Source organism: Gottfriedia sp. NPDC056225, from assembly GCF_042267765.1.
In the GTDB taxonomy this organism is placed as follows: domain Bacteria; phylum Bacillota; class Bacilli; order Bacillales; family Bacillaceae_G; genus Gottfriedia.
Genome location: NZ_JBHJTJ010000026.1, coordinates 13,576 through 35,462 on the forward strand (window position 1 = coordinate 13,576; position 21,887 = coordinate 35,462).

At 33.3% G+C, this 21,887-nt stretch carries 20 protein-coding genes; 17 read left to right on the top strand and 3 right to left on the bottom strand.

All coding sequences use genetic code 11. From position 1 onward, the window contains the following. Positions 1-40 precede the first annotated feature (40 nt). The 7 genes from ACFCYN_RS16370 to ACFCYN_RS16400 all read left to right on the top strand — a co-directional run bounded on the left by ACFCYN_RS16370 (position 41) and on the right by ACFCYN_RS16400 (position 7,663). A complete protein-coding gene (locus tag ACFCYN_RS16370) occupies positions 41-1,225 on the top strand; it encodes an amidohydrolase (RefSeq protein ID WP_375950362.1) in 1,185 nt (394 codons plus the stop codon). Between the two features lie 137 nt (positions 1,226-1,362). Then, positions 1,363-2,997, top strand: a complete 1,635-nt coding sequence (locus tag ACFCYN_RS16375; protein WP_375950364.1) for a peptide ABC transporter substrate-binding protein — start codon at positions 1,363-1,365, stop codon at positions 2,995-2,997. A gap of 303 nt (positions 2,998-3,300) precedes the next feature. Beyond that, positions 3,301-3,975 carry an ankyrin repeat domain-containing protein gene (locus tag ACFCYN_RS16380; RefSeq protein WP_375950365.1) on the top strand — a complete coding sequence of 225 codons (675 nt, stop codon included), beginning with the start codon at positions 3,301-3,303 and terminating at the stop codon, positions 3,973-3,975. Between the two features lie 55 nt (positions 3,976-4,030). Further along, the gene (locus tag ACFCYN_RS16385) at positions 4,031-4,999 is read left to right on the top strand and encodes a DUF4822 domain-containing protein (RefSeq protein ID WP_375950367.1); all 969 of its coding nucleotides are present in this window, start codon (positions 4,031-4,033) and stop codon (positions 4,997-4,999) included. A 652-nt stretch (positions 5,000-5,651) separates the two neighbouring features. Further along, on the top strand, positions 5,652-6,383 hold the full coding sequence (locus tag ACFCYN_RS16390) for an SIMPL domain-containing protein (protein WP_375950369.1): 732 nt from the start codon (positions 5,652-5,654) through the stop codon (positions 6,381-6,383). A gap of 481 nt (positions 6,384-6,864) precedes the next feature. Then, complete coding sequence (locus ACFCYN_RS16395) at positions 6,865-7,209, top strand: Na-translocating system protein MpsC family protein (protein WP_375950370.1); 345 nt, start codon at positions 6,865-6,867, stop codon at positions 7,207-7,209. A 52-nt stretch (positions 7,210-7,261) separates the two neighbouring features. Further along, positions 7,262-7,663 carry a phosphate-starvation-inducible protein PsiE gene (locus tag ACFCYN_RS16400; RefSeq protein ID WP_375950372.1) on the top strand — a complete coding sequence of 134 codons (402 nt, stop codon included), beginning with the start codon at positions 7,262-7,264 and terminating at the stop codon, positions 7,661-7,663. Between the two features lie 127 nt (positions 7,664-7,790). Here ACFCYN_RS16400 and ACFCYN_RS16405 read toward each other — a convergent pair whose 3' ends face one another. Further along, positions 7,791-8,771, bottom strand: coding sequence for a glycine-rich domain-containing protein (locus ACFCYN_RS16405; protein WP_375950374.1), 981 nt, complete (start codon positions 8,769-8,771; stop codon positions 7,791-7,793). Positions 8,772-9,126: 355 nt separating this feature from the next. Here ACFCYN_RS16405 and ACFCYN_RS16410 point away from each other — a divergent pair, with 355 nt between their 5' ends. The 9 genes from ACFCYN_RS16410 to ACFCYN_RS16450 all read left to right on the top strand — a co-directional run bounded on the left by ACFCYN_RS16410 (position 9,127) and on the right by ACFCYN_RS16450 (position 19,474). Next, entirely contained in the window at positions 9,127-9,561 is a 435-nt protein-coding gene (locus ACFCYN_RS16410) for a VOC family protein (RefSeq protein WP_375950376.1), read from the top strand. Positions 9,562-9,811: 250 nt separating this feature from the next. Then, complete coding sequence (gene hutP, locus ACFCYN_RS16415) at positions 9,812-10,243, top strand: histidine utilization transcription antiterminator HutP (protein WP_172444760.1); 432 nt, start codon at positions 9,812-9,814, stop codon at positions 10,241-10,243. A 108-nt stretch (positions 10,244-10,351) separates the two neighbouring features. Continuing rightward, positions 10,352-11,860: a histidine ammonia-lyase gene (gene hutH, locus ACFCYN_RS16420; RefSeq protein WP_172444759.1), complete on the top strand. Its 1,509-nt coding sequence runs from the start codon at positions 10,352-10,354 to the stop codon at positions 11,858-11,860. Between the two features lie 17 nt (positions 11,861-11,877). Next, complete coding sequence (hutU, locus tag ACFCYN_RS16425) at positions 11,878-13,536, top strand: urocanate hydratase (protein ID WP_375950378.1); 1,659 nt, start codon at positions 11,878-11,880, stop codon at positions 13,534-13,536. Between the two features lie 54 nt (positions 13,537-13,590). Next, positions 13,591-14,814, top strand: coding sequence for an imidazolonepropionase (gene hutI / locus ACFCYN_RS16430; RefSeq protein ID WP_375950421.1), 1,224 nt, complete (start codon positions 13,591-13,593; stop codon positions 14,812-14,814). Further along, positions 14,795-15,754 carry a formimidoylglutamase gene (hutG, locus tag ACFCYN_RS16435; protein WP_375950380.1) on the top strand — a complete coding sequence of 320 codons (960 nt, stop codon included), beginning with the start codon at positions 14,795-14,797 and terminating at the stop codon, positions 15,752-15,754. Before hutI ends, hutG begins: the two co-directional genes overlap by 20 nt. Positions 15,755-16,739: 985 nt before the next feature. Then, on the top strand, positions 16,740-17,291 hold the full coding sequence (locus ACFCYN_RS16440) for a dihydrofolate reductase family protein (RefSeq protein WP_375950423.1): 552 nt from the start codon (positions 16,740-16,742) through the stop codon (positions 17,289-17,291). 223 nt (positions 17,292-17,514) lie between these two features. Next, on the top strand, positions 17,515-17,844 hold the full coding sequence (locus ACFCYN_RS16445) for an ArsR/SmtB family transcription factor (RefSeq protein WP_098120778.1): 330 nt from the start codon (positions 17,515-17,517) through the stop codon (positions 17,842-17,844). A 67-nt stretch (positions 17,845-17,911) separates the two neighbouring features. Beyond that, complete coding sequence (locus ACFCYN_RS16450; protein WP_375950382.1) at positions 17,912-19,474, top strand: MFS transporter; 1,563 nt, start codon at positions 17,912-17,914, stop codon at positions 19,472-19,474. A 213-nt stretch (positions 19,475-19,687) separates the two neighbouring features. Here ACFCYN_RS16450 and ACFCYN_RS16455 read toward each other — a convergent pair whose 3' ends face one another. Then, positions 19,688-20,137 (bottom strand): DUF1569 domain-containing protein, encoded by a 450-nt coding sequence (locus tag ACFCYN_RS16455; RefSeq protein ID WP_375950384.1) that lies wholly within the window; start codon positions 20,135-20,137, stop codon positions 19,688-19,690. A gap of 453 nt (positions 20,138-20,590) precedes the next feature. Next, positions 20,591-21,304, bottom strand: a complete 714-nt coding sequence (locus ACFCYN_RS16460; RefSeq protein WP_375950385.1) for a GerAB/ArcD/ProY family transporter — start codon at positions 21,302-21,304, stop codon at positions 20,591-20,593. 184 nt (positions 21,305-21,488) lie between these two features. Here ACFCYN_RS16460 and ACFCYN_RS16465 point away from each other — a divergent pair, with 184 nt between their 5' ends. Next, entirely contained in the window at positions 21,489-21,800 is a 312-nt protein-coding gene (locus ACFCYN_RS16465; RefSeq protein WP_375950387.1) for a DUF3892 domain-containing protein, read from the top strand. The last annotated feature ends 87 nt before the right edge of the window (positions 21,801-21,887 follow it).

A 21,887-nucleotide genomic window follows, 5' to 3' on the forward strand; every position in this document is an offset into this window, starting at 1 on the left:
GAGAATTTAACAATTGAAAATAAGCAAGGGAGATGTTGAAGTGAAATCCTTAGAAAATGTAATATTTAATACAGAGATTTCAAAAGATAAGCTAGTGCAATGGAGAAGACACCTGCATAAATATCCAGAGCTTTCGTTTCAAGAAGAAAAAACCTCACAATTTGTATTTGATACATTGAGTTCATTCGGGAATTTAGAGATTTCGCGTCCGACCGAATATAGCGTAATGGCTAGACTAGTCGGTGGCAAGCCAGGTAAAACGCTGGCAATTCGTGCTGATATGGATGCTCTGCCGATTGTTGAAGAAAACAGCTTTGATTTTGCTTCTACTGTACCTGGCGTAATGCACGCCTGTGGTCATGATGGTCACACGGCGATTTTACTTGGAGCGGCTGAAATTTTGGCAAAACATAAAAATGAAATTAATGGAGAAATTCGTTTCCTCTTCCAACATGCTGAAGAACAATTTCCAGGTGGAGGCGAGGAAATGGTGCAAGCTGGAGTAATGAATGGCGTTGATTTCGTAATTGGCTTGCATCTCATGTCTGGCTTGGAAGTCGGGAAAATAGGAATCGTATACGGTCCGATGATGGCAGCCCCTGATGCGTTTCATATCATAATCAAAGGCAAAGGTGGACATGCCGCGCATCCTGAAGATACTGTGGACAGCATTGCAATCGGTGCGCAAATTATAACAAATTTGCAGCATATTGTTTCGCGAACAACAGATGCATTTTCGCAAAGGGTAATATCTGTTACTCAATTTCATGCAGGAACTGCTGATAATATCATTCCTGATACTGCTGAAATTGTTGGTACAGTACGATGCTTTGACGAAAAATTGCGACATGATGCGAAAGTGCGAATTGAGCAAATTGTAAAAGGGATTTGCGAAGCCCATGGAGCAAAGTATTCCTGTCATTACCGATATGGGTACAGACCAGTTATCAATCACGATGCAGTCACAAAAGTACTGGAACAAACAGCAATTGAGGTATACGGAAGTGAGTCTGTTGAATATATCAAACCATCTATGGGTGGAGAAGACTTTTCTGCTTTTTTACAAAAAGCAGATGGCTGTTTCTTTAAAATTGGTTCAGGAGCAGAGGAAAGTGAAAGTACGTATCCACATCATCATCCAAGATTTACTCTTGATGAAGAATCTCTTGTTATTGGCGTTAACATGTTCCTGCATGCAGCTTGTAATCTTTTGAATAAAAACTAGTAGCAGAATCTAGAGTAAGCACTTCGTTCATTTTGTTCGATAAATTGAATATTTAAAGAGGTAATCCGTTCAATATACAGAATATTATAATAATTATACGGAATAAATATTATTTGGATGTAAGGAGGAAGTTTTCAGTGAATCAACAAACCAAACAGTTATCAGCTATACTGCTTAGCATGGGCATTGTACTTTCTGGATGTGCAACTCAAAAAGATAAGGCAACAATGGTCGAGAGCTTAAGTAAATCACATGAAAAACAAGCGCTTCGTTTAGTTGAAACATCTGAGCTTTCATCAATGGATTCCTCCCTTGTGGAAGACTCTACTACTCTTAGTGTGCTAAACAATGTGATGGAGGGCTTATTCAGACAAGGGAAAGACAGTCAACCAGTACAAGGAATTGCAAAATCCTATACGGTAAGTAAAGACAAAAAGACTTATGTATTTAAACTGCGAGATGCATTATGGTCAAACGGCGATCCAGTGACAGCGCACGACTTCGAATATGGATGGAAACGCACTTTAGATCCAGCCACAGCTTCACAATATGCCTACATCATGTATGATGTAAAAAACGCAAAGAAGATAAATGAAAAGCAACTTCCTGTAGACCAATTGGGCGTAAAGGCGATCGATGATCATACGCTAGAAGTACAACTTGATAATCCAGTTCCGTATTTTCTGAGTTTGACAACACTTGCCCCATTCATGCCTCAGGATGAAAAAGTTGTAGAGCAGCAGGGCAAGAATTACGGAATGGAAGCAAATTCAGTCGTTTATGACGGCCCGTTCAAAATGAGTGAATGGAATCATGAACAAAGCTTTAAACTTGTCAAAAACCCAGAATATTGGGATAAAAATACAGTAAAACTGGATGAAATTAATTTTAATATTGCGAAGGATAGTGCCACAGCTATCAATTTATATCAGACAGGAGCAATTGATCGGGTAAGTCTAACTGCTGAATTTGTGGACAAATATAAAAGCGATAAAGAATTTAAAACAGCGCAAGAAGGAAGACTTATTTATTTAAAGTTAAATAACCAAAATCCTATTTTAAAAAATGTGAATGCGCGTAAAGCAATTGATATGGGCTACAACAAAAAAGAGATTACAGACGTACTCTTAAATAACGGTTCAACACCAGCTTACTACTTTGTCGCTAAAAATTTGGCATATGGTCCGGATGGTCAAGATTTCGATGATACAACAGGAGATTTCAATAAAACGAATATTGAAAAAGCAAAGGAATATTGGGAAAAGGCAAAACAGGATCTTGGTAAACAAACTGTTGCTTTAGAGCTTTTGATCGCAGAAGACGATAGTAATAAGAAAATCTCTCAATATTTGAAGTTTGAACTTGAAAAAAATCTTCCTGGTTTAACAGTGAACATCAAGTTGCAACCTGCACAACCTAAATTTGCACTCGAAGATAATCTTCAGTACGATATGTCTCTTGCAGGATGGGGACCTGATTATCCAGATCCGATGACATTTTTGGATAAATGGGTAACAAACAATAACATAGCGTATTCAAATCCTAAGTATGACGAATTGATCACAAAAGCAAAAACGACTCTTCTTCAGGATCCAAAGTCACGATGGAAAGCTTTAGCAGAGGCTGAAGAGCAATTGCTAGGAAAGGATGCAGCTATTTCACCTATGTATCAGAATGGTGTGGCATATTTGGAAAAATCTTATGTGAAAAATGTATACAATCACCCATATGGAGTGAAAAATTCCTATAAATGGGCTTACATAAAAAAATAAATGCTTTAATTGAAGGAAAGAATGCTTTAGTTGTCTTTGAGTTCATCTCGGCTGTCTAATTAGACAGTCGATTTTTTTGTTCATAAACAACAATTTAAGCAAAATCTAAGTATAAATAAATATTATTAAAAAATTTATACTTTGTTAAGAATTTGTTTAGTAGGAGTTTCTATTTGAGGTTTAATATAGGATTCAGACGAACGAAGGTCTAAAAAATGAAAATTGAATGGAGTGAAATTTCCCAGGAATAAATGATAATTTTACATGATGGTATGTAATTGCAAAAGGAGGACACTGTACTTTATGTGGAAGTTAATCGCAGTTGTAATAGGCTGTACACTTTTGCTACAAGGTTGTGCCTTATTTGAAAAGGGGGAAAAAACATTGAATGAGCAACTATTTCAAGCAGCAAAGTTAGGAGAAGCAGATACTGTTAGAAAACTTATTGAGGATGGTGCGAACATTAATGCACAGGATTCAAATGGTCGAACTGCCACAATGATTGCAACTTATAAAAATGACGTTAAAACTGCAAAAGTACTAATTGAGGCAGGTGCAGATGTCAATATTCAAGACAATATGAAAAACAATCCCTTTTTATATGCTGGTGCAGAAGGATTAATCGATATTCTAAAGCTTACAATTAAAGCAGGTGCAGATCCAACAATTACAAACCGCTATGGTGGAACTGCATTGATTCCCGCTTCAGAACATGGGTATGTAAATGTCGTAAAAGAACTTCTTACAAATACTAAGATTAATATTAATCACGTTAATAATCTTGGCTGGACGGCCCTTTTAGAAGCGATCATTTTAAACAATGGAAATCAAACACAACAACAAACAGTACAAACCTTAATAGATTACGGAGCAGATGTAAATATAACTGATCATGAAAATGTCACACCTTTACAACATGCACGTGAAAAAGGATTTAAAGAGATTGAAGCGATTTTATTAAAAGCTGGAGCAAAATAAACAAAGTTCAATAGCCCCATTAAATAGGTGAACTAATAAGAAGGAGAATAATAATATGAACAAAAAAACAAAAACAATTTCATCAGTACTACTTGGAGTCACATTAGTATTAACAGGTTGCAATACAGCAGCAAATGCACAAGTTGAACAGAACAAACAGAAGCACGAAAAATCATATAAAATACCTAAAAAAGTAAATAAATTAACTAAAGGACAAGATATGTCTGCAATTTTAAGCAGCACAGATTGGCAAGGTACAAGGGTTTATGATAAGAATCATCACGATTTAACGAAAGAGAATGCAAATTTTATTGGACTTGCTAAATACGATGCGAAATCTGGTAGATATGAATTTTTTGATGCTAAAACGGGACAAAGTCGTGGGGATAAAGGGACATTTTTTATTACGAATGATGGTAAAAAGAGAATTCTTATTTCAGAATCAATGAATTACCAAGCTGTAGTCGATATGGTTAAACTAAATAAAAATGTATTTACTTATAAAAGAATGGGTAAAGATGCTAAAGGTAACGATGTAGAAGTATTCGTAGAACATGTTCCATTTAAAGGAAAGAAGCTTGCCTTTACCGATCCAGATAAGCAGTTAAATTCAAAAACAGGCGATATTGTAAAAAAAGTTGATGGAGATAAAATTTTAGGTAGAACACTTTGGAATGGTACAAAAGTAGTTGATGAACAAGGTAATGATGTGACTAGATATAATACGAATTTTATTAGCTTAGCAAAATTTGACGAAAAAACGAATAAATATGAGTTTTTCAATCTTGATACAGGCGTAAGCCGCGGTGATTATGGTTACTTCGATATTGCCCACGAAAATAAAATTAGAGCACATGTTTCGATTGGAACAAATAAATATGGTGCTGTACTTGAGCTAACTGAACTTAATAATAATAAATTTACTTATAAAAGAACAGGTAAGGACAAAGATGGTAAGGATATAACAGTATTCGTAGAACATGAACCTTATAAAGGTGATTTTAAACCAATGTTTAGCTTCTAATAACGAGTCATCAAAAAGAATGGACAAATCCATTCTTTTTTTATATAGACAATTTCATTTATCGAATCTCCCTTTGCCTTTAAAAGTTATTGGCTCTTAATTACTATTTTAATAACATATTATTTATTTTTTATACAAAATTCCCCCAATACATTCAGCGTATATTTACTTGATTTGAAAGGTAATTTTGACTAAAAAGAACCAAAGATTGTTAAAAGTAATATGCTTTTCAAGCTGAAATTAGTGAAATTCCCCCAATAGTAAATAGATAAATTATCTAGTTTAATTATAGTAATTAGTAACTTACAAACTTATTGTTTAAAAGGGGAATTATATGCAAAACAAATGTAATGCACCAGAATACGAAGTACCTTTAGAAATTGGGAAGCAAGCTGACCAAATTGACGAAAACTTTGATGAAGAAGAACTTAAATGATTGACGAGAAAAAACATTTTTGAATAAATTTAGTTTGTTAAAGCTTGTAGACTAGTGAATGTTAGTTTACAGGCTTTTTTTGACTGGAAAAATTGGATTATTCAAAATTGTATCTTTTCGTAATACGAGCTAATATAGATTCTTTCACGATAAGAGGTCCTAATACATACAATAAATGGGCACTAATACAAAATTTTTTCATCTTAAAAGGATGTGATGGAGATTTATCCATTATATAGTACTAACTTATCGGGTATTCGAACTGATTATACAGCTCCTCAATATCAAAGTGGATTCATGACAAGAAATAGTAATCCTAATTATACGATTAAAGCAACAGGTAAAGGAGAGGTATCTGTAAAGCCAGACCAATCGACTGTCTTACTAGGTACTGTAGTTGAAGATTTGAGAGTACAAAACGCTCAGTCACAGAACGCGATTATTTCGAATAAAATGATCGATTCATTAAAAAGCATAGGCATTAAACAAGACGAAATTGAAACGAATTCATATACAATAGACCGAATTGTTGAATATCATGATTCACAGCAAATTTTTAAAGGATATCGTGTAAGTCATATTTTTAGAGTAATCGTAAAAGAACTTGCAAACGTTGGTAAAGTTATTGATGTTGCTGTTGAAAATGGAGCAAATGAAGTAAGAAATCTTAGTTTTGAACTGTCAAACCCTGATCCATATTATCAAGAGGCATTACAAAAGGCTACTTTGAATGCGAAAACTAATGCTGAAAATATAGCGAAATCACTAGGTTTATCAATCAATAGAATTCCGATTTGGATTGCTGAAGAAGGGATTCAAATCGTTCGTCCACTATCCTCTCTAACAATGACTGCTGCAGCATTCAGCGGACCAACTACGCCAATCCAAGAGGGTCAAATAAAAATAACTGCATCTGTACAGGCGATGTTTAATTATGTAGGTTATTAATTGAATTAACATTTAGTTTGAAGAAATAGATTAAAGGGTGATTTTTATTTAGATTAAGAGGCCACCTGAGTTGTGGTTATGATTGTTAATTAGTCTAATCGTTAAATGCATCAATATTTAGAAATATTTAATATTAACATTATGTTTGTTTAATTAAAAAGTTAGAGATATAATGAATTCGAAAGATATGGAAGCATAATAATGTAATTGTTATGTGTCTATTATTTTCATTTAAATTAAATTGGATTGGTATTTTAGTAAATTTTTGCTAATTAACTATTCCACTAAGATGACTTTAAAGCCACCAGTTTGGCTAATTGTCGCCTTGGTGGAATTTTTTTTTTCAAAAAATGGAAAGAGGGTTGTAAGTTAATTAATGGAATAGTACTTACATTTTCTTCACAGAAATGTAAATAGGTTGTTGAGATCAGTGCAAGGATATGGGTATAGCATTTTTAAATTGAAAATGGGGGAATAAGAAATGACAAAAAAGGTACATGAATTTAATGATTTAATGAGGAAACTTCGAAAGGATTTGTTTGGTAAAGGTCCGGAACGAATTCATACTGTTTTTGTTGAAAATATGGCCGTTTCAACATTGTATGGTAATTTGACTCCTACTGAAAAGTTTATTTCCGGTACAATGAACGGTGCTGAAATGGTTCATTCTGCACGAACAAAAATGATTCAGGAACTATACTTAAATCAGCCACCAGAAGGTTTAGAAGAACTTGTCGGAGCGAAATTAGTTCATTTATTTTCAGATATGAAAGTTGAGGAGAATATAGCCATTTCCGTTTTTGTATTTGACAGAAATATTATATAGAAATAGTAGGGTTAGAAGTTTTCAGGGAAAAATAGAGGAGTGAAATGATTGAATGAGTTGGTTAAAAAATAGAAAAATGCTAATCAGGCTTCATCAAACTTTGTTAAATATATCATTACTACTACTTAGCTTGATTCTTGCATTTTTTCTTTTTCGAGAGCTTTATTATATCTTTAATGATGTTTTATTAGGAAATAAAAATGTTCATCAAATTTTTGGGAAGGTTCTGATCTTTTTCTTATATTTTGGATTCATTTCAATTATTGTTCAATATTTCAAAGAAAACTATCATTTTCCAATACGATATCTTCTTTATATTGGGATAACAGCTACTATTCGTTTTATTATTGTAAATAATGGAGAATCGGCCCATAATTTTTGGTTAGCAATTATTATTTTAGTACTGACAATTAGTTATATCATTTTACCATTTGGGGAAACGAGAAATGGTTGAAATTGACTTATTTAAGATCAGAAAAATCTTATTTTTAATAAAGCAGTAGATTATAAACTGGATATTAACCCAACCTAAGGTTGAGTTAATGTAATTATACTTGGATGACAGTATTTATAGTAATAGATCAACTTGAACAACTTGAACTTGAGCAGCTTGAACTAGAACACGAAGAGTGAGAACTACTAGAACATGTAGTATGTGATGAACTAGAGCATGAAGAGTGCGAGTTTTGATGATGACTATCACCCTTGCTTGAACAGTCATTTGAACTTTCATTTAATGCAAACAAAGAACTTGTAGTTAAAATTGATGAATTAATATGCCCTTCATCTGATTTTTTGCTAGAGGTTGAACGAGTAGCTGAACTTGGGCTAGATTTTTGTGAGTGGTGTTTAGTGATTTCTTCTGTTTTTCTAAGTGCTTTAGTTCTTGCTTCTTCCTTTTCTTTATCAACTAAATTTTTTTGAATTCTAGCAAACTCATTTAAAAAATTATATTTAGTTTCTGAGCTAATATGAGAAACGAAACTTAAGGTTTGAACTGTTTTGCTCGATAAATATTCTATAACACTAGCATTTTTATAATTAACAACTAAATTTCCTAAAATATAGGTATTTACAGATGTTGGTTCAAACAAAGTATTATATAACAAATTGTAAACAGCTCTTACATCAGTGCCATCAGTAATAGCTACTTGATCTTTAATAACATTTGGTTCATGGTGTATCATTTCACCACAAAAAAACTTGCAAAAGCTTTGATAACTTTTTGTAAATAAAATCATTTCATGCCAGATTTTATCAACATCCTGACTATACATTGGAACGTTTTCAAAGATTGCCGCCATTAAGAAAAAGCGTTTTAATTCTGCCTCAACAAAGGTATACTTTGCATTGCTCCAATCTTCTTTTTCCATAACTCTTTCTTTAACATCAGCTAGGAATTCCATTTTCCATGCGTTCTCAAGTCTAGAAACTAACGATAAATTAGTAAAGCTCGAATTTAACATTAAGTTGCTTGTATAAAACTGATTATTAAGATTGTTATAAAATGCATTATCATTTTTTAAATTCTTTTTAAAAAATCTTCCGAAAAAATTTTTCATATTAACCTCCTTTAATCTATTTTTAATACAATTATATAATAAAAAATAAACAAGAGAAGAAATTTGTTAAGATAAGAAAATACTGTGGATATTAAGAAAGGTTGCATAAGATAAGTTTATGGTAAAGAAATTCATTAGGAAGAAAATACTTCATTAATCGTATAATTGGCCTATTTTAGCTTCGTTTTTATTTCAATTAACTGCGAAGTTTTTTGATATGTTAAAATATGGTACAATCTATTTATTATTTACATTTTTTAAAGACTTTTCTCAAGCAGAATAAGAAAATTTCGAACTGGTTTGTTTTAGTAGTTCTAAAATAAGGTAATTACAAATTGTTTGGAGGGTTTCAAAGATGACACAGGAAAAAATAATACCGACTGTATCAGGGCAAAGGGTTATTCCATTTCTTACGTTTAGTGGCAATGCGGAGGAAGCGATGAATTATTATATTCGTACTTTTCCGGATTCAAAACTCGTTTCTCTTCGAAGATTTACAAAAGAAGACCGTGGTGTAGAGGGGAAAATCATGAATGGCATCATTGAAATTTTAGGGCAGACATTTATGGTCTTGGATATGGATAAAGAATCTTGCCCAGATTTTACTTGGGCTGTTTCCTTTTATTTAGAATGTACTGACGATGCAGAATTCGATTTAATTTTTGACGGCTTGAAGAGTGATGGGAAAGTACTTATGGGACCAGTAGAAATGAATGACTTTAGTAAGGTTACCTGGGTTACTGATTGTTTTGGTGTTACTTGGCAGCTAGTGTTAAGAAAAAAGTCTTAAACAATCGGCGATAAGTTATTTAAGTACCTATTTTGGTTAATAACCAAATAATTTTATTGATAATAGAAGAAAAATGGACAAGGTTTCATAAATAATAATTTCCCGATGAATATATTGAATATTCTAACAAAATTCACTGGAAAATATTTTTTAAAAATAATAATCTGAAAATATTGAAGTTTACTAATTGTTGGCATATAATGTAAACAGATACTAGTTTATTAGAGAATTAACTAAGAGGTATTAGCGTATGGCAGAGCAAAATCAACGAATTGGTCGAACAGCAATGATGCTTGCGTTGACTGAACATGAAGAAGAATTAATGAAAAATGAAAACCTAGTTTGGTGTGTAGGTAAAGTCGGTACAATGGATTCACAAAAAGTTGTTGCTGCGATTGAAACCGCTGCCAAACAGAATGGTGTAATTAATGGAGCTCTTTATAGAGAAGTTCATTCTTTATATCATGCAACTCTTGAAGCAATTCAAGGCGTAACAAGAGGTCACGTTCAATTAGGTGATGTTCTTAGAACAGTAGGACTTAGATTTGCTGTTGTTAGAGGTAAACCGTATAAAAACGTGAACGAGGGTGACTGGATTGCAGTTGCACTCTACGGTACGATTGGTGCTCCTATTAAAGGATCAGAGCATGAATCGGCAGGACTAGGTATTAATCACATATAATTGCCCATAGTTTATTAGATGATAGGGGGCTATGATTCGTAAGATTAAATTTTTACGTCTCATAGCCTCCTTCTGTGTTTTTTGACAAAATTCGGAGGTGTTTTATTAATGGTAACTTTAACTGGTAATAGCTTAACAATGGAACAAATGAAAAGTATTTTATTCGAAATGGCATATGTAAAAGCAAGTGAAGATAGCTTAGTTGCAGTAAAAGCATGTAGAGAAAAGGTAGAAGAAATCGTAAATAATGGCAAAGTTGTTTATGGTATTACTACAGGATTCGGAAAATTTAGTGATGTATTAATTGAAAAAGAAAATGTTTCAACACTTCAATATAACTTAATTGCTTCTCATGCATGTGGCGTTGGTGAACCATTCCCTGAATTAGTTTCAAGAGCAATGTTAGTACTTCGTGCAAATACGATGTTAAAAGGTCACTCTGGTGTGCGTTTAGTAGTCGTTGAAAAATTACTATCATTAATAAATGCTCAAATTCACCCAGTGATCCCATCTCAAGGTTCATTAGGTGCAAGTGGAGACTTAGCTCCATTATCTCACTTAGCTCTAGTTTTACTTGGTGAAGGTGAAGTTTACTATAAAGGAAAACGTATGGAAACTGCTGAAGCTTTAGCAAAAGAAGGAATTTTACCAATCACTCTAGAAGCAAAAGAAGGCCTAGCTTTAATTAATGGTACTCAAGCAATGACTGCAATGGGTATTCTTACTTATCTTGAAGGTGAAGAGCTAGCTTATCAAAGTGAATTAATTTCTTCTATTACATTTGAAGCATTAAATGGTATTACAGATGTATTTGATGAAAGAATTCATATTGCTCGTGGATATAAAGAACAAATTGAAGTAGCTGAGCGTTACCGCAATATTTTAGCAACAAGTCAATTAACAACTAGACAAGGTGAAATCAGAGTACAAGATGCTTATACATTAAGATGTATTCCTCAAGTTCACGGTGCTAGCTGGCAAGTTCTGAACTACGCAAAAGAGAAATTAGAAATTGAAATGAACGCAGCAACTGATAATCCATTATTATTTGGCGATGATGTATTCTCTGGTGGAAACTTCCATGGTCAACCAATTGCATTTGCGATGGACTTCTTTAAATTAGGAGTTGCTGAGCTAGCAAATATTTCAGAAAGACGTATCGAGCGATTAGTAAACCCACAATTAAATGATTTACCACCATTTTTAAGTCCAGAACCAGGATTACAATCTGGGGCAATGATTATGCAATATGTGGCAGCGGCTTTAGTTTCTGAAAACAAAACATTAGCACATCCAGCGAGCGTTGACTCAATTCCGTCTTCTGCAAACCAAGAAGACCATGTAAGTATGGGAACAATCGGTGCACGTCACGCATACCAAATTCTACAAAATGCTAGACGAGTTTTAGCTATTGAATGTATTTGTGCAATGCAAGGTGTTGAATATAAAGGAATTGAAAAAATGTCTGAAACAACTAGAAAATTTATGGAAGATGCTCGTAAAACTGTTCCATCAATTACTAGGGATCGCGTGTTCTCTAAAGACATTGAAAAATTAACTACTTATTTAAAAGAAAATTTCATAGCTAGAAACTATACAAAACAAACACAAATTTAAGTAGAGGTGGAATTAAAATGGAAATCACAAAAGGATCATTAAAAGCTCCAAGAGGTACTGAGTTAAATACAAAAGGTTGGATTCAAGAAGCAGCACTTCGTATGTTATTAAACAACTTAGATGAAGAAGTAGCAGAAAGACCAGAAGACTTAGTCGTTTATGGTGGAATCGGTAAAGCTGCAAGAAACTGGGAAAGCTTTGATGCAATTATTGAATCATTAAAGAAATTAGAGAGCGATGAAACATTATTAGTTCAATCAGGTAAGCCTGTAGCGGTATTTAAGTCTCATGAAGATGCACCACGCGTTTTATTAGCTAACTCTAACTTAGTTCCAAAATGGGCAACTTGGGAGCACTTCCGTGAATTAGATGAAAAAGGCTTAATGATGTACGGTCAAATGACAGCTGGTAGCTGGATTTACATTGGTACACAAGGTATTTTACAAGGTACTTATGAAACATTTGGAGAAGCAGCTAAGCAACATTTCGGTGGAAGCTTAAAAGGTACAATCACAATCACTGCAGGTCTTGGCGGAATGGGTGGAGCTCAACCATTAGCTGTAACAATGAATGGTGGAGTTGTAATCGGAATTGACGTAGATGAAACAAGAATTCAACGTCGTATTGACACTAGATATTGTGACGTATTAACGCACGATTTAGAAGAAGCATTAAAACTTGCAACTGAAGCTAAAAACGAAGGTAGAGCTTTAGCAATCGGATTAGTAGGTAATGCAGCTGAAATCTTACCGCAATTAGTAGAACGTAATTTTGTACCAGACTTAATTACTGACCAAACTTCAGCTCATGATCCATTAAATGGTTATTTACCAATCGGAATGACAATGGAAGAAGGAAAGAAACTTCGTGTAGAAAATCCTGATGAAGTAATTAAACGTGCAAAACATAGTATGGCTGTACATGTTGAAGCAATTTTAGCGATGCAACAACGTGGAGCACTTGCATTTGACTACGGTAATAACATTCGTCAAGTGGCATTAGATGAAGGTGTAAAAAATGCATTTGATTTCCCGGGTTTCGTACCAGCATTTATTCGCCCATTATTCTGTGAAGGTAAAGGTCCTTTCCGTTGGGTAGCACTTTCTGGTGATCCAGAGGATATCTACAAAACAGACGAAGTAATTTTACGTGAATTTGCTGATAATGAGCATTTATGTAACTGGATTCGTATGGCTCGTGAAAAGGTTGCATTCCAAGGGTTACCATCACGTATTTGTTGGTTAGGTTATGGTGAGCGTGCTAAATTCGGTAAAATCATTAACGAAATGGTTAAAAATGGCGAATTAAAAGCTCCAATCGTAATTGGTCGTGACCACTTAGACTGCGGTTCTGTAGCATCTCCAAACCGTGAAACAGAAAGCATGAAAGACGGAAGTGATGCAGTAGCTGACTGGCCAATTCTAAATGCACTTATTAATGGTGTAAATGGCGCAAGCTGGGTAAGTGTACACCACGGTGGTGGAGTTGGAATGGGTTACTCTTTACATGCTGGTATGGTTATCGTTGCTGATGGTACAGATGCAGCTGCAAAACGTATTGAAAGAGTATTAACTTCAGATCCAGGAATGGGTGTTGTTCGTCACGTTGACGCAGGTTATGATTTAGCTGTTGAAACTGCGAAAGCAAAAGGCGTTAACATCCCAATGATGAAGTAGGTGTTAGAATTGAAAGCAGATATTCTATTAACAAATATAGGTCAATTATTAACGATGGATCATGGTGATGGTCCAATTCATGGAAAAGATATGAGCAATCTACCAGTTCTTGAAAATGCAGAAATCGCATGGAAAGATGGGGAAATTATTTATATCGGACAAATGAACGTAGAAAAAATTGATGCAAAAGAAGTAATTGATTGTAAAGGTAAGCTAGTCACTCCTGGATTAGTTGATCCTCATACTCACGTGGTCTTTGGAGGATCACGTGAGCATGAAGTTAGTTTGAAATTACAAGGTGCTTCTTATTTAGAAATACTAGAAATGGGTGGCGGAATCCATTCAACTGTAAGTCAAACGAAATTAGCTTCATTTGAAGACTTAAAAATGAAAACTGTTCATCACTTAAATAGAATGCTTTCATTTGGTGTAACAACTGTTGAAGCAAAAAGTGGTTATGGACTTGATGAAGAAACGGAATTAAAACAACTTCGAATTGCTAAGGAATTACAAGCTGAGCATGAGATTGATTTAGTTTCAACTTTCTTAGGTGCACATGCTGTACCGAAAGAGTATAAAGGAAACGAAGAAGCTTTCTTAGAAAAAATGCTTTCCTTACTAGACGTAATTAAAGAAGAAGAACTAGCAGAATTCGTAGATGTATTCGCTGAAACAGGTGTATTTTCAGTTGAACAATCAAGAGAATTTTTATTAAAAGCACAAGAACAAGGCTTTAAAATTAAAATTCACGCTGATGAAATTGATCCTCTTGGTGGCACTGAGATGGCAGCTGAAATTGGTGCTATTTCCGCTGACCATTTATGTGGAGCATCTGAAAAAGGTGTTGAAATGCTTGGTAAGAGCAATACAATTGGGGTAATTTTACCTGGGACTACTTTCTATTTAAATAAACCAGAATTTGCACCTGCAAGAGCAATGATTGAAAATAATGTTGCAGTTTCACTTGCTACTGACTTCAACCCAGGAAGCTGTCCAACTGAAAACTTACAATTAATCATGACAATCGCAATGCTAAAGCTAAAAATGACTCCTGAAGAAATTTGGAATGCCGTTACGATTAATTCATCCTACGCGATTAATCGTGGAGACCAAGCAGGTAAACTACTAGTTGGTCGTAGGGCAGATGTAGTAATTTGGAATGTACCAAACTATACTTATGTACCTTACCATTTTGGTGTAAATCATGTAGAATCAGTATTTAAGAATGGTAAATTAGTAGTAAGTAGGGGTGAACACGATGTCGCTATCACATCTTAAAAAAGCAGGAGATGCAATTTTCATAGATTCACAAGTTACAAAAGCAAATGAAATCATCTCTACATGGAATGGAACAGAAGCATCAAATTTCTCTATAATCGGAGTTCCTTTATCTAAAACATCAATTAGTCACTCTGGTGCAAGCTTTGCGCCTGCGTCAATTCGAAAAATGCTAAGTAGCTATAGTACTTATCATATTGAAGATCATATTGATTTAAAAGATTTCAAAGTAACTGATTTTGGTGATATCACGATGCATGTGACAGATCTTGAAGAGTCTAGAAATCGTATTAGGTCAACAATCTCTGATTTGCTAGGTCAATATAAAGAAACGATGCCAATCATTTTAGGTGGGGATCATGGAATTAGTTTTCCAAGCATTTCAGCATTTGCAAAAGAACGAGGAACAGTAGGAGTTATCCAATTTGATGCTCATCACGACTTAAGAAATACTGAAGACGGTGGACGCTCAAACGGTACACCTTTCCGCAGTTTAATCGATGCAGAAATTCTTAAAGGTGAACATTTAGTTCAAATCGGAATCAGAAACTTCTCAAATAGTGCTCCATACACAGAATTCGGAGTAAATAACGGAGTAACGATCCACACAATGCGCGATGTTCGCGAATTAGGAATCTCAAAAATTATTAATGACAGTATTAATCATTTAGCAGACAAAGTAGATGCAATATACATTAGCCTTGATATGGACGTACTAGACCAAGCCTTCGCACCAGGTTGCCCTGCAATTGGTCCAGGTGGAATGGACAGTCAAACACTATTAGACGGCATCTGTTATCTTGCAGCACATCCAAAAGTTTGTGGAATGGATATTGTTGAACTTGACCCAACAATTGACTTCCGTGACATGACAAGCCGAATCGCAGCACATGTTATCTTAAACTTCCTTGTTGAGAAAGTTAAATTGTTAAATAAATAAATTGGAAAACTCGTAAACTTAATTGTTTGCGAGTTTTTTTGGTTTGATGAGCGGTGTATGGTGAGTTGGAAGATGATGAATCGTCAAATTAGTGTCGGAGTTCAAATAATAATGCCTTAGCGTAACCAAATTGGTCAAAGTATAAATAAAAAATGCAGATTTAGGAAAATTGAGGGATATATAACGATATATCAAAGATAATAGGCTGTTAATCAACGAAATTGAGGGAGAAATTACGAGGATCGACGATATATCAAAGATAATAGGCTGTTAGTCAACGAAATTGAGGGAAATATTACGATGATCGACGATATATCAAAGATAATAGGCTGTTAGTCAACGAAATTGAGGGAAATATAACTAGGATCGACGATTTATCAAGGAGAATGGACTGTTAATCAACGAAATTGAGGGAAATATAACGAGGATCGACGATATATCAAGGAGAATGGACTGTTAATCAACGAAATTGAGGGATATATAACGAGGATCGACGATATATCAAAGATAATAGGCTGTTAATCAACGAAATTGAGGGAGAAATTACGAGGATCGACGATATATCAAAGATAATAGGCTGTTAGTCAACGAAATTGAGGGAAATATAACGAGGATCGACGATATATCAAGAAGAATGGACAGTTAATCAACGAAATTGAGGGAAATATAACGAGGATCGACGATATATCAAGGAGAATGGACTGTTAATCAACGAAATTGAGGGAGATATAACGAGGATCGACGATATATCAACGAGATTTGACTGTTTATCAACGAAAATAGGCAATATATCAACAAAAATAGGCATTATATCAACGAAGTTCACAACTTTATCAATAAAGTTCACATACTGTTCGTATAGTTCTAGTTACGCTCAATATGTATTTGATAACACCAAGAGAGCTTGTTATAATAAAAATAAGAACAAACATTCGATTAGTGATGATTTTTAAAAAAAGGAGGAAGTGTTTTGTCCAAAGTCGATATGAAGAGAAAAGTAATTTTAGATTTAGCAGTTACTTTAGATGGCTTTATTGAAGGAAAGCACGGGGAAATTGATTGGTGTATTATGGATCCTGAAATGGATTTCACTAATTTCCTTAATCAAATAGATACTATTCTATATGGTCGAAAAAGCTACGATTTATGGGGAAATTATACGCCAGGAATAGATGAATCTGAAGCCGATAAGGAATTGTGGAAATTAGTACATAGTAAAGAAAAATATGTATTTTCCAGAACGCAAGCTAATGAAGAGCATAAAGCAATTTATATAAATGAAAATATAACAGAAGTAGTAAATAAATTAAAAGTGCAGTCGGGTAAAGATATCTGGTTATACGGTGGTGCAAGTCTTATTACATCATTTATCAATTTGGGGTTAGTTGATGAATTTAGATTATCTATTCATCCTGTCATTTTAGGTGAAGGTAAACCTTTGTTTATAGATTTAAAACAGAGAATCAATTTAAATTTGATTAACACAAAAACATTTTCTTCTGGCGTTGTACAAGTGATTTATCAAAGGGGATCGTAAGTAAATTTGATTATTTTTTTGATCAAAAGTAGTACATAGTTTCATTATTTCTAGTAGAAAATAATTGAGTTATTTATATTATGATAAAAAATTCTCTTATATAGTAAATTATATTTAATGCAAAATGGCTTTTTGATAGTATTAGAAAAATCCCTTAGAGCAGAAAATTAATTCGTTGACATGTGCACACAAATGCATATAATAGAAATTAGGCGGTGAGATGATGGGTATTAATCATGATCCAAATAAATGTAAACAAATGATTGAAGATAATATTAATATTGAATTTTTTAGAGCGATTTTAGACCCAGTTCGAACTGAACTGTTGATCTTCCTTGCTATTAATGGGGAAATGACTATTGGAGAGATAGCAGAGAATTTTCCTCAAAATCGCTCAGTGATTTCTCGTCATCTGGATTTTATGAATCGATTTAATATAGTACAAAGAAGAAAAGAAGGTCGGGGAATTTATTACAAAGCAAATAAAAAATTTATTGTCGATATCTTTGAAGAGACAGCAAATAATATGAAAGCACTCATGAGTTTGGAATAGAAGGGTGCTTTTCATTTTATATAATATGTGCATTTGTGCGCACGTAAACATGAGAGGGGATATTATTTTGGAAAATACAAATAGAAAATGGTGGGTTTTAATCACAGTTAGTTTAGCTGTATTTATGGCAATGCTTGATATTACGATTGTTAATGTAGCACTACCTAAGATTCAAAAAGATTTTTCATCTAATTTTTCAAATTTACAATGGGTATTGAATGCTTATACTTTAGTTTATGCTGCTATGTTATTGCCAGTTTCTAAATTAGGAGATATCATCGGCCGTAAAAAGGTGTTTCTATTCGGGTTAGGATTTTTTGTCATTGGCTCACTAACAAGTGGTATATCAAGTAGTGATCTTTGGTTGAACATTTTTAGAGGTTTCCAAGGAATTGGTGGAGCAGCAATGATGTCATTATCATTAACAATTGTTACAGCTTCATTTCCTGAAAAACAAAGAGGGCTAGCATTAGGAATTTGGAGTAGTGTAGTTGGGCTTGCTATTTCTGCTGGTCCACTTATTGGCGGTGTCTTAGTTGACAGTTTTGGATGGCGATCAATCTTTTTGGTTAATATCCCTATTGGCATAGTGGCAATACTATTAGGAATTTTCTTCATTCAGGAAAGCGAAAGAAAAAGTGATGAAAAAATCGATTTTTTAGGGTTTGTTTTAAGTACATCATTCATTTTTACAATGGTATTAGCTTTAATTCAAAAAGAAATACATGAAAATTATTTGTGGACTGATTGGCATATTTTGAGTCTATTAGTTTTATCGATCTTATTATTAGTTGCATTTATTATAACTGAAAGAATTGTAAAACAACCTATGATCGAATTATCAATATTTAGAAATTGGTCATTTAATGGTGCTAATATTTCGGCGTTTGTTTTAGGAGCAGGTTTATATGGTGGATTCACATATTTAACAATCCTAATGCAAAATTATATGGGATATACTGCTTTTGAAACTGGCGTTAAAATGCTACTAATAAGTGGGTTTACGATAATATTGGGCCCATTAGCGGGGATTATTTCTGGGAAAATAGGTAATCGCTGGTTAATTAGTGGTGCATTATTTATTGGTGCAATTGGCATCATGCTTATTCGCCATATGATTAAAGTTCCTTTTGAATGGAGCTATCTAATGCCTGGTTTTGTTCTTTTAGGAATTAGTAATGCTTTGGTAAATCCACCAATCGCTAATGCAGCTATGAGTTCTGTTGATAAAAAACAGGTTGGTATGGCTTCAGGTATTTTAAATGTATTCCGTCAAGTAGGCATTTCATTTGGTGTGGTAATACTAGGGATTAAGTTGACAGAAGGCTATAACAATTCATTGAATAATCATATTATGAAAATACAATCTATTAATACTGAATTTAAAAGTCAAATGCTCAATGTTTTTCATCAAGCAGGAGCTTTTGCAGGCTCTCTAATTTTTGATAGCAAACAGGCTGAAGTATTCAAACAAATGCCAGCTTTTGAAAACATTAAAAAGATTGTTTTTAGTGCTTTTAACTCAGGAATAAAAGAAGTGAATTTGTCCATAGCTATCCTTTTGCTTATTGGGTCACTAGCAGCTGCTTTACTAATAAAAGAGAAAAGAACAATTAAGGATCATCAGTAAAAGCTCTTAACAAAATAAGGTATTGTATTGCTGAAGGCCATAAGTTATGAAATATGCAAAATGAAACATATCTAGTTGAACAAAAAAAGGAGTCGATGAATGACTCCTTTTGGTTTCTATCAGATTAGCGCGTTAGTAAACAATTGTACTTTTTTTGGAGAACCTTATTTAATATGGAATTAAGTTTCAATAAAAAAATTAAGATATAGACTACTAAACCCCAAACTGCCTTAAATGATGATCAAGATGTTTGTAAATTCCAATTCCCCATTCCTCAGAGCTAAATTTACCGAAAAAAGGATGTGGATGAGTTGTACATTTCTCTGGACCCTCTTTTTGAAAAGTAATAATTTTTTGCTTTAGTTTCTCTTTTTCTAATTCGAATTCTTTTTGATCAGTAATCAAAATGGTAGGAATAGTGGACATATTACGAGGGACTTGTTTTTCATTTGAAAAAATTGGTTTAGCAAATCTACCTACTAATCGACCTAACAAACTTCTTTTTGGAAAAGAATTTCCCATTGCTATATCTTGGAATGCTGAGCAATGAGCTAGCATTTGGGCAACATCCATTTTTCCCCATTGCGGTTGTGAATTTGGGGTTAAGTTGTCTATACGGTTTAAAATTTCCTCAGTATTCAAGAGATAAAAGATATTTTTCATAATATATTCCCCTTTACATGCTTACTATTATAATATTCATTTTAAAATACACTTAATTTCTCTTCAATAAGGCTATATAACAATTCTATCAATTAGTAATGTATTACTTTAGTTATAGAAATTGAGTTGAATGCTTCTCGTTTTTTTGCATAAATGGTAGATTTGTTATCAAAATTTATTATTTTGAAAGGAAAGTTGTATTTTATTGGAATAAGGTATAAGTAGAAAACTAATACAAAGATTTGAAAAAAGTATTTAGCATGAAACATGGGGTAATGAAGGAATATGTACAAATAAATTACCCAAATTAAAAAAATATCACTTTAATAGAAGTTGATGTAACGGTCAATTCATTGGAATAATAAATAACACATGAAATAAGAAAAGAGGCACAAGTACGATTTTCATGTGCCTCTTTTTAAATTAGGGTGGATTAATGTATTTTGTAATCGTTCATTTTATTAAAGCCCTAACTTTATGTATTAACAGTAGCAGAAATGGAATCATGATTTTAAAAACGGGATCCATATAATTTCCAAAATGAACAATTGTTTCTCTTTTAATTACACGTAATGAAATGAGTGGGTAAAATGCAAATATCAATAAAATAATAACTAATAAAATACTATTCCTGTTTTTTACAATTACGTAAAAGCGCTTATGAACACTCTCACTAATGATATAAAGATACGTAACTACTGTAGCGCAAATTTGTATTGTACACAGGCTTAAATAGATTGTATCTAGACTTTCGACCATTTTTGAGTTGTATGTTTTAAAGATATAAAGGATTGGGTCGATAATATAACTATTCTCCTTATTGCTTAATCTAATATAAGACCTATAAATGGTAAAGGTGCAAAGTAAAGTATTAAAAATGTTTGCTTTCGTCAAGGTAAGTAGTTTTTTATTTGAGCTCTGAAAGCTTGGTGATATAAATAAAAAGATTTCAAAACGTAACATGTCTATAAAAGACCAATAAGACCCGGAGACAATCTTAGAAATAGAAGAATGACCAATCGGTAATACCCGACCGAAATGAACGTTATTGTATGCATAAAATAGAAGAATAATATAAAAAATTAAGAATCCCCTCAGGTTTAAAATAGTATTCCCTGAACTAAATTGGATATGTATGGAAATTCTTTGGCATCTATTACATGTCATGGCGGATAAGAAATTGGAAACTAAAATAAATTAGAAAATTTTAGTGATTTAACTAGTGCAGAAAATCTTACTTTAAAAACAGAAAAGACATATTAATGATAGATTAACGTTTTCATACATCTCAGTCCAAATAGTTATACATATTCCATCAATGGCAAAACTAGATAAAAAGGAGGAGATTACAATGACACAAGATCGTTTTGAGGCAGCCTATGATCAGTATAGAAATCAAAGTGAAATTCAACGAGGTAGGGAAGATGATACTGTAAATCAAGATAAGGAGCATATTGTTGCCGTTCGTAAAAATAATGATGGCGATTTAATTGGTTTCAGAACAAGTCTTAACCGAGAATTAGATTATATTCAAGCATTAAACGAAGCAAAAAATGGAAATTTAGCACATGTAGATGTAATCCATAAATATGGCCGAGACATTCTTAGAAGTGAACCAGACGGCATTGCAGAAAACAATTTAAGTAATCTACCGGAATTTTAAATTAAAGGTAATATAATGAAGAAAATCCACTCGGAAGTTAATGTTCCTTGTGGATTTTTTTGTTTGGTACGAACAATTATTATTATA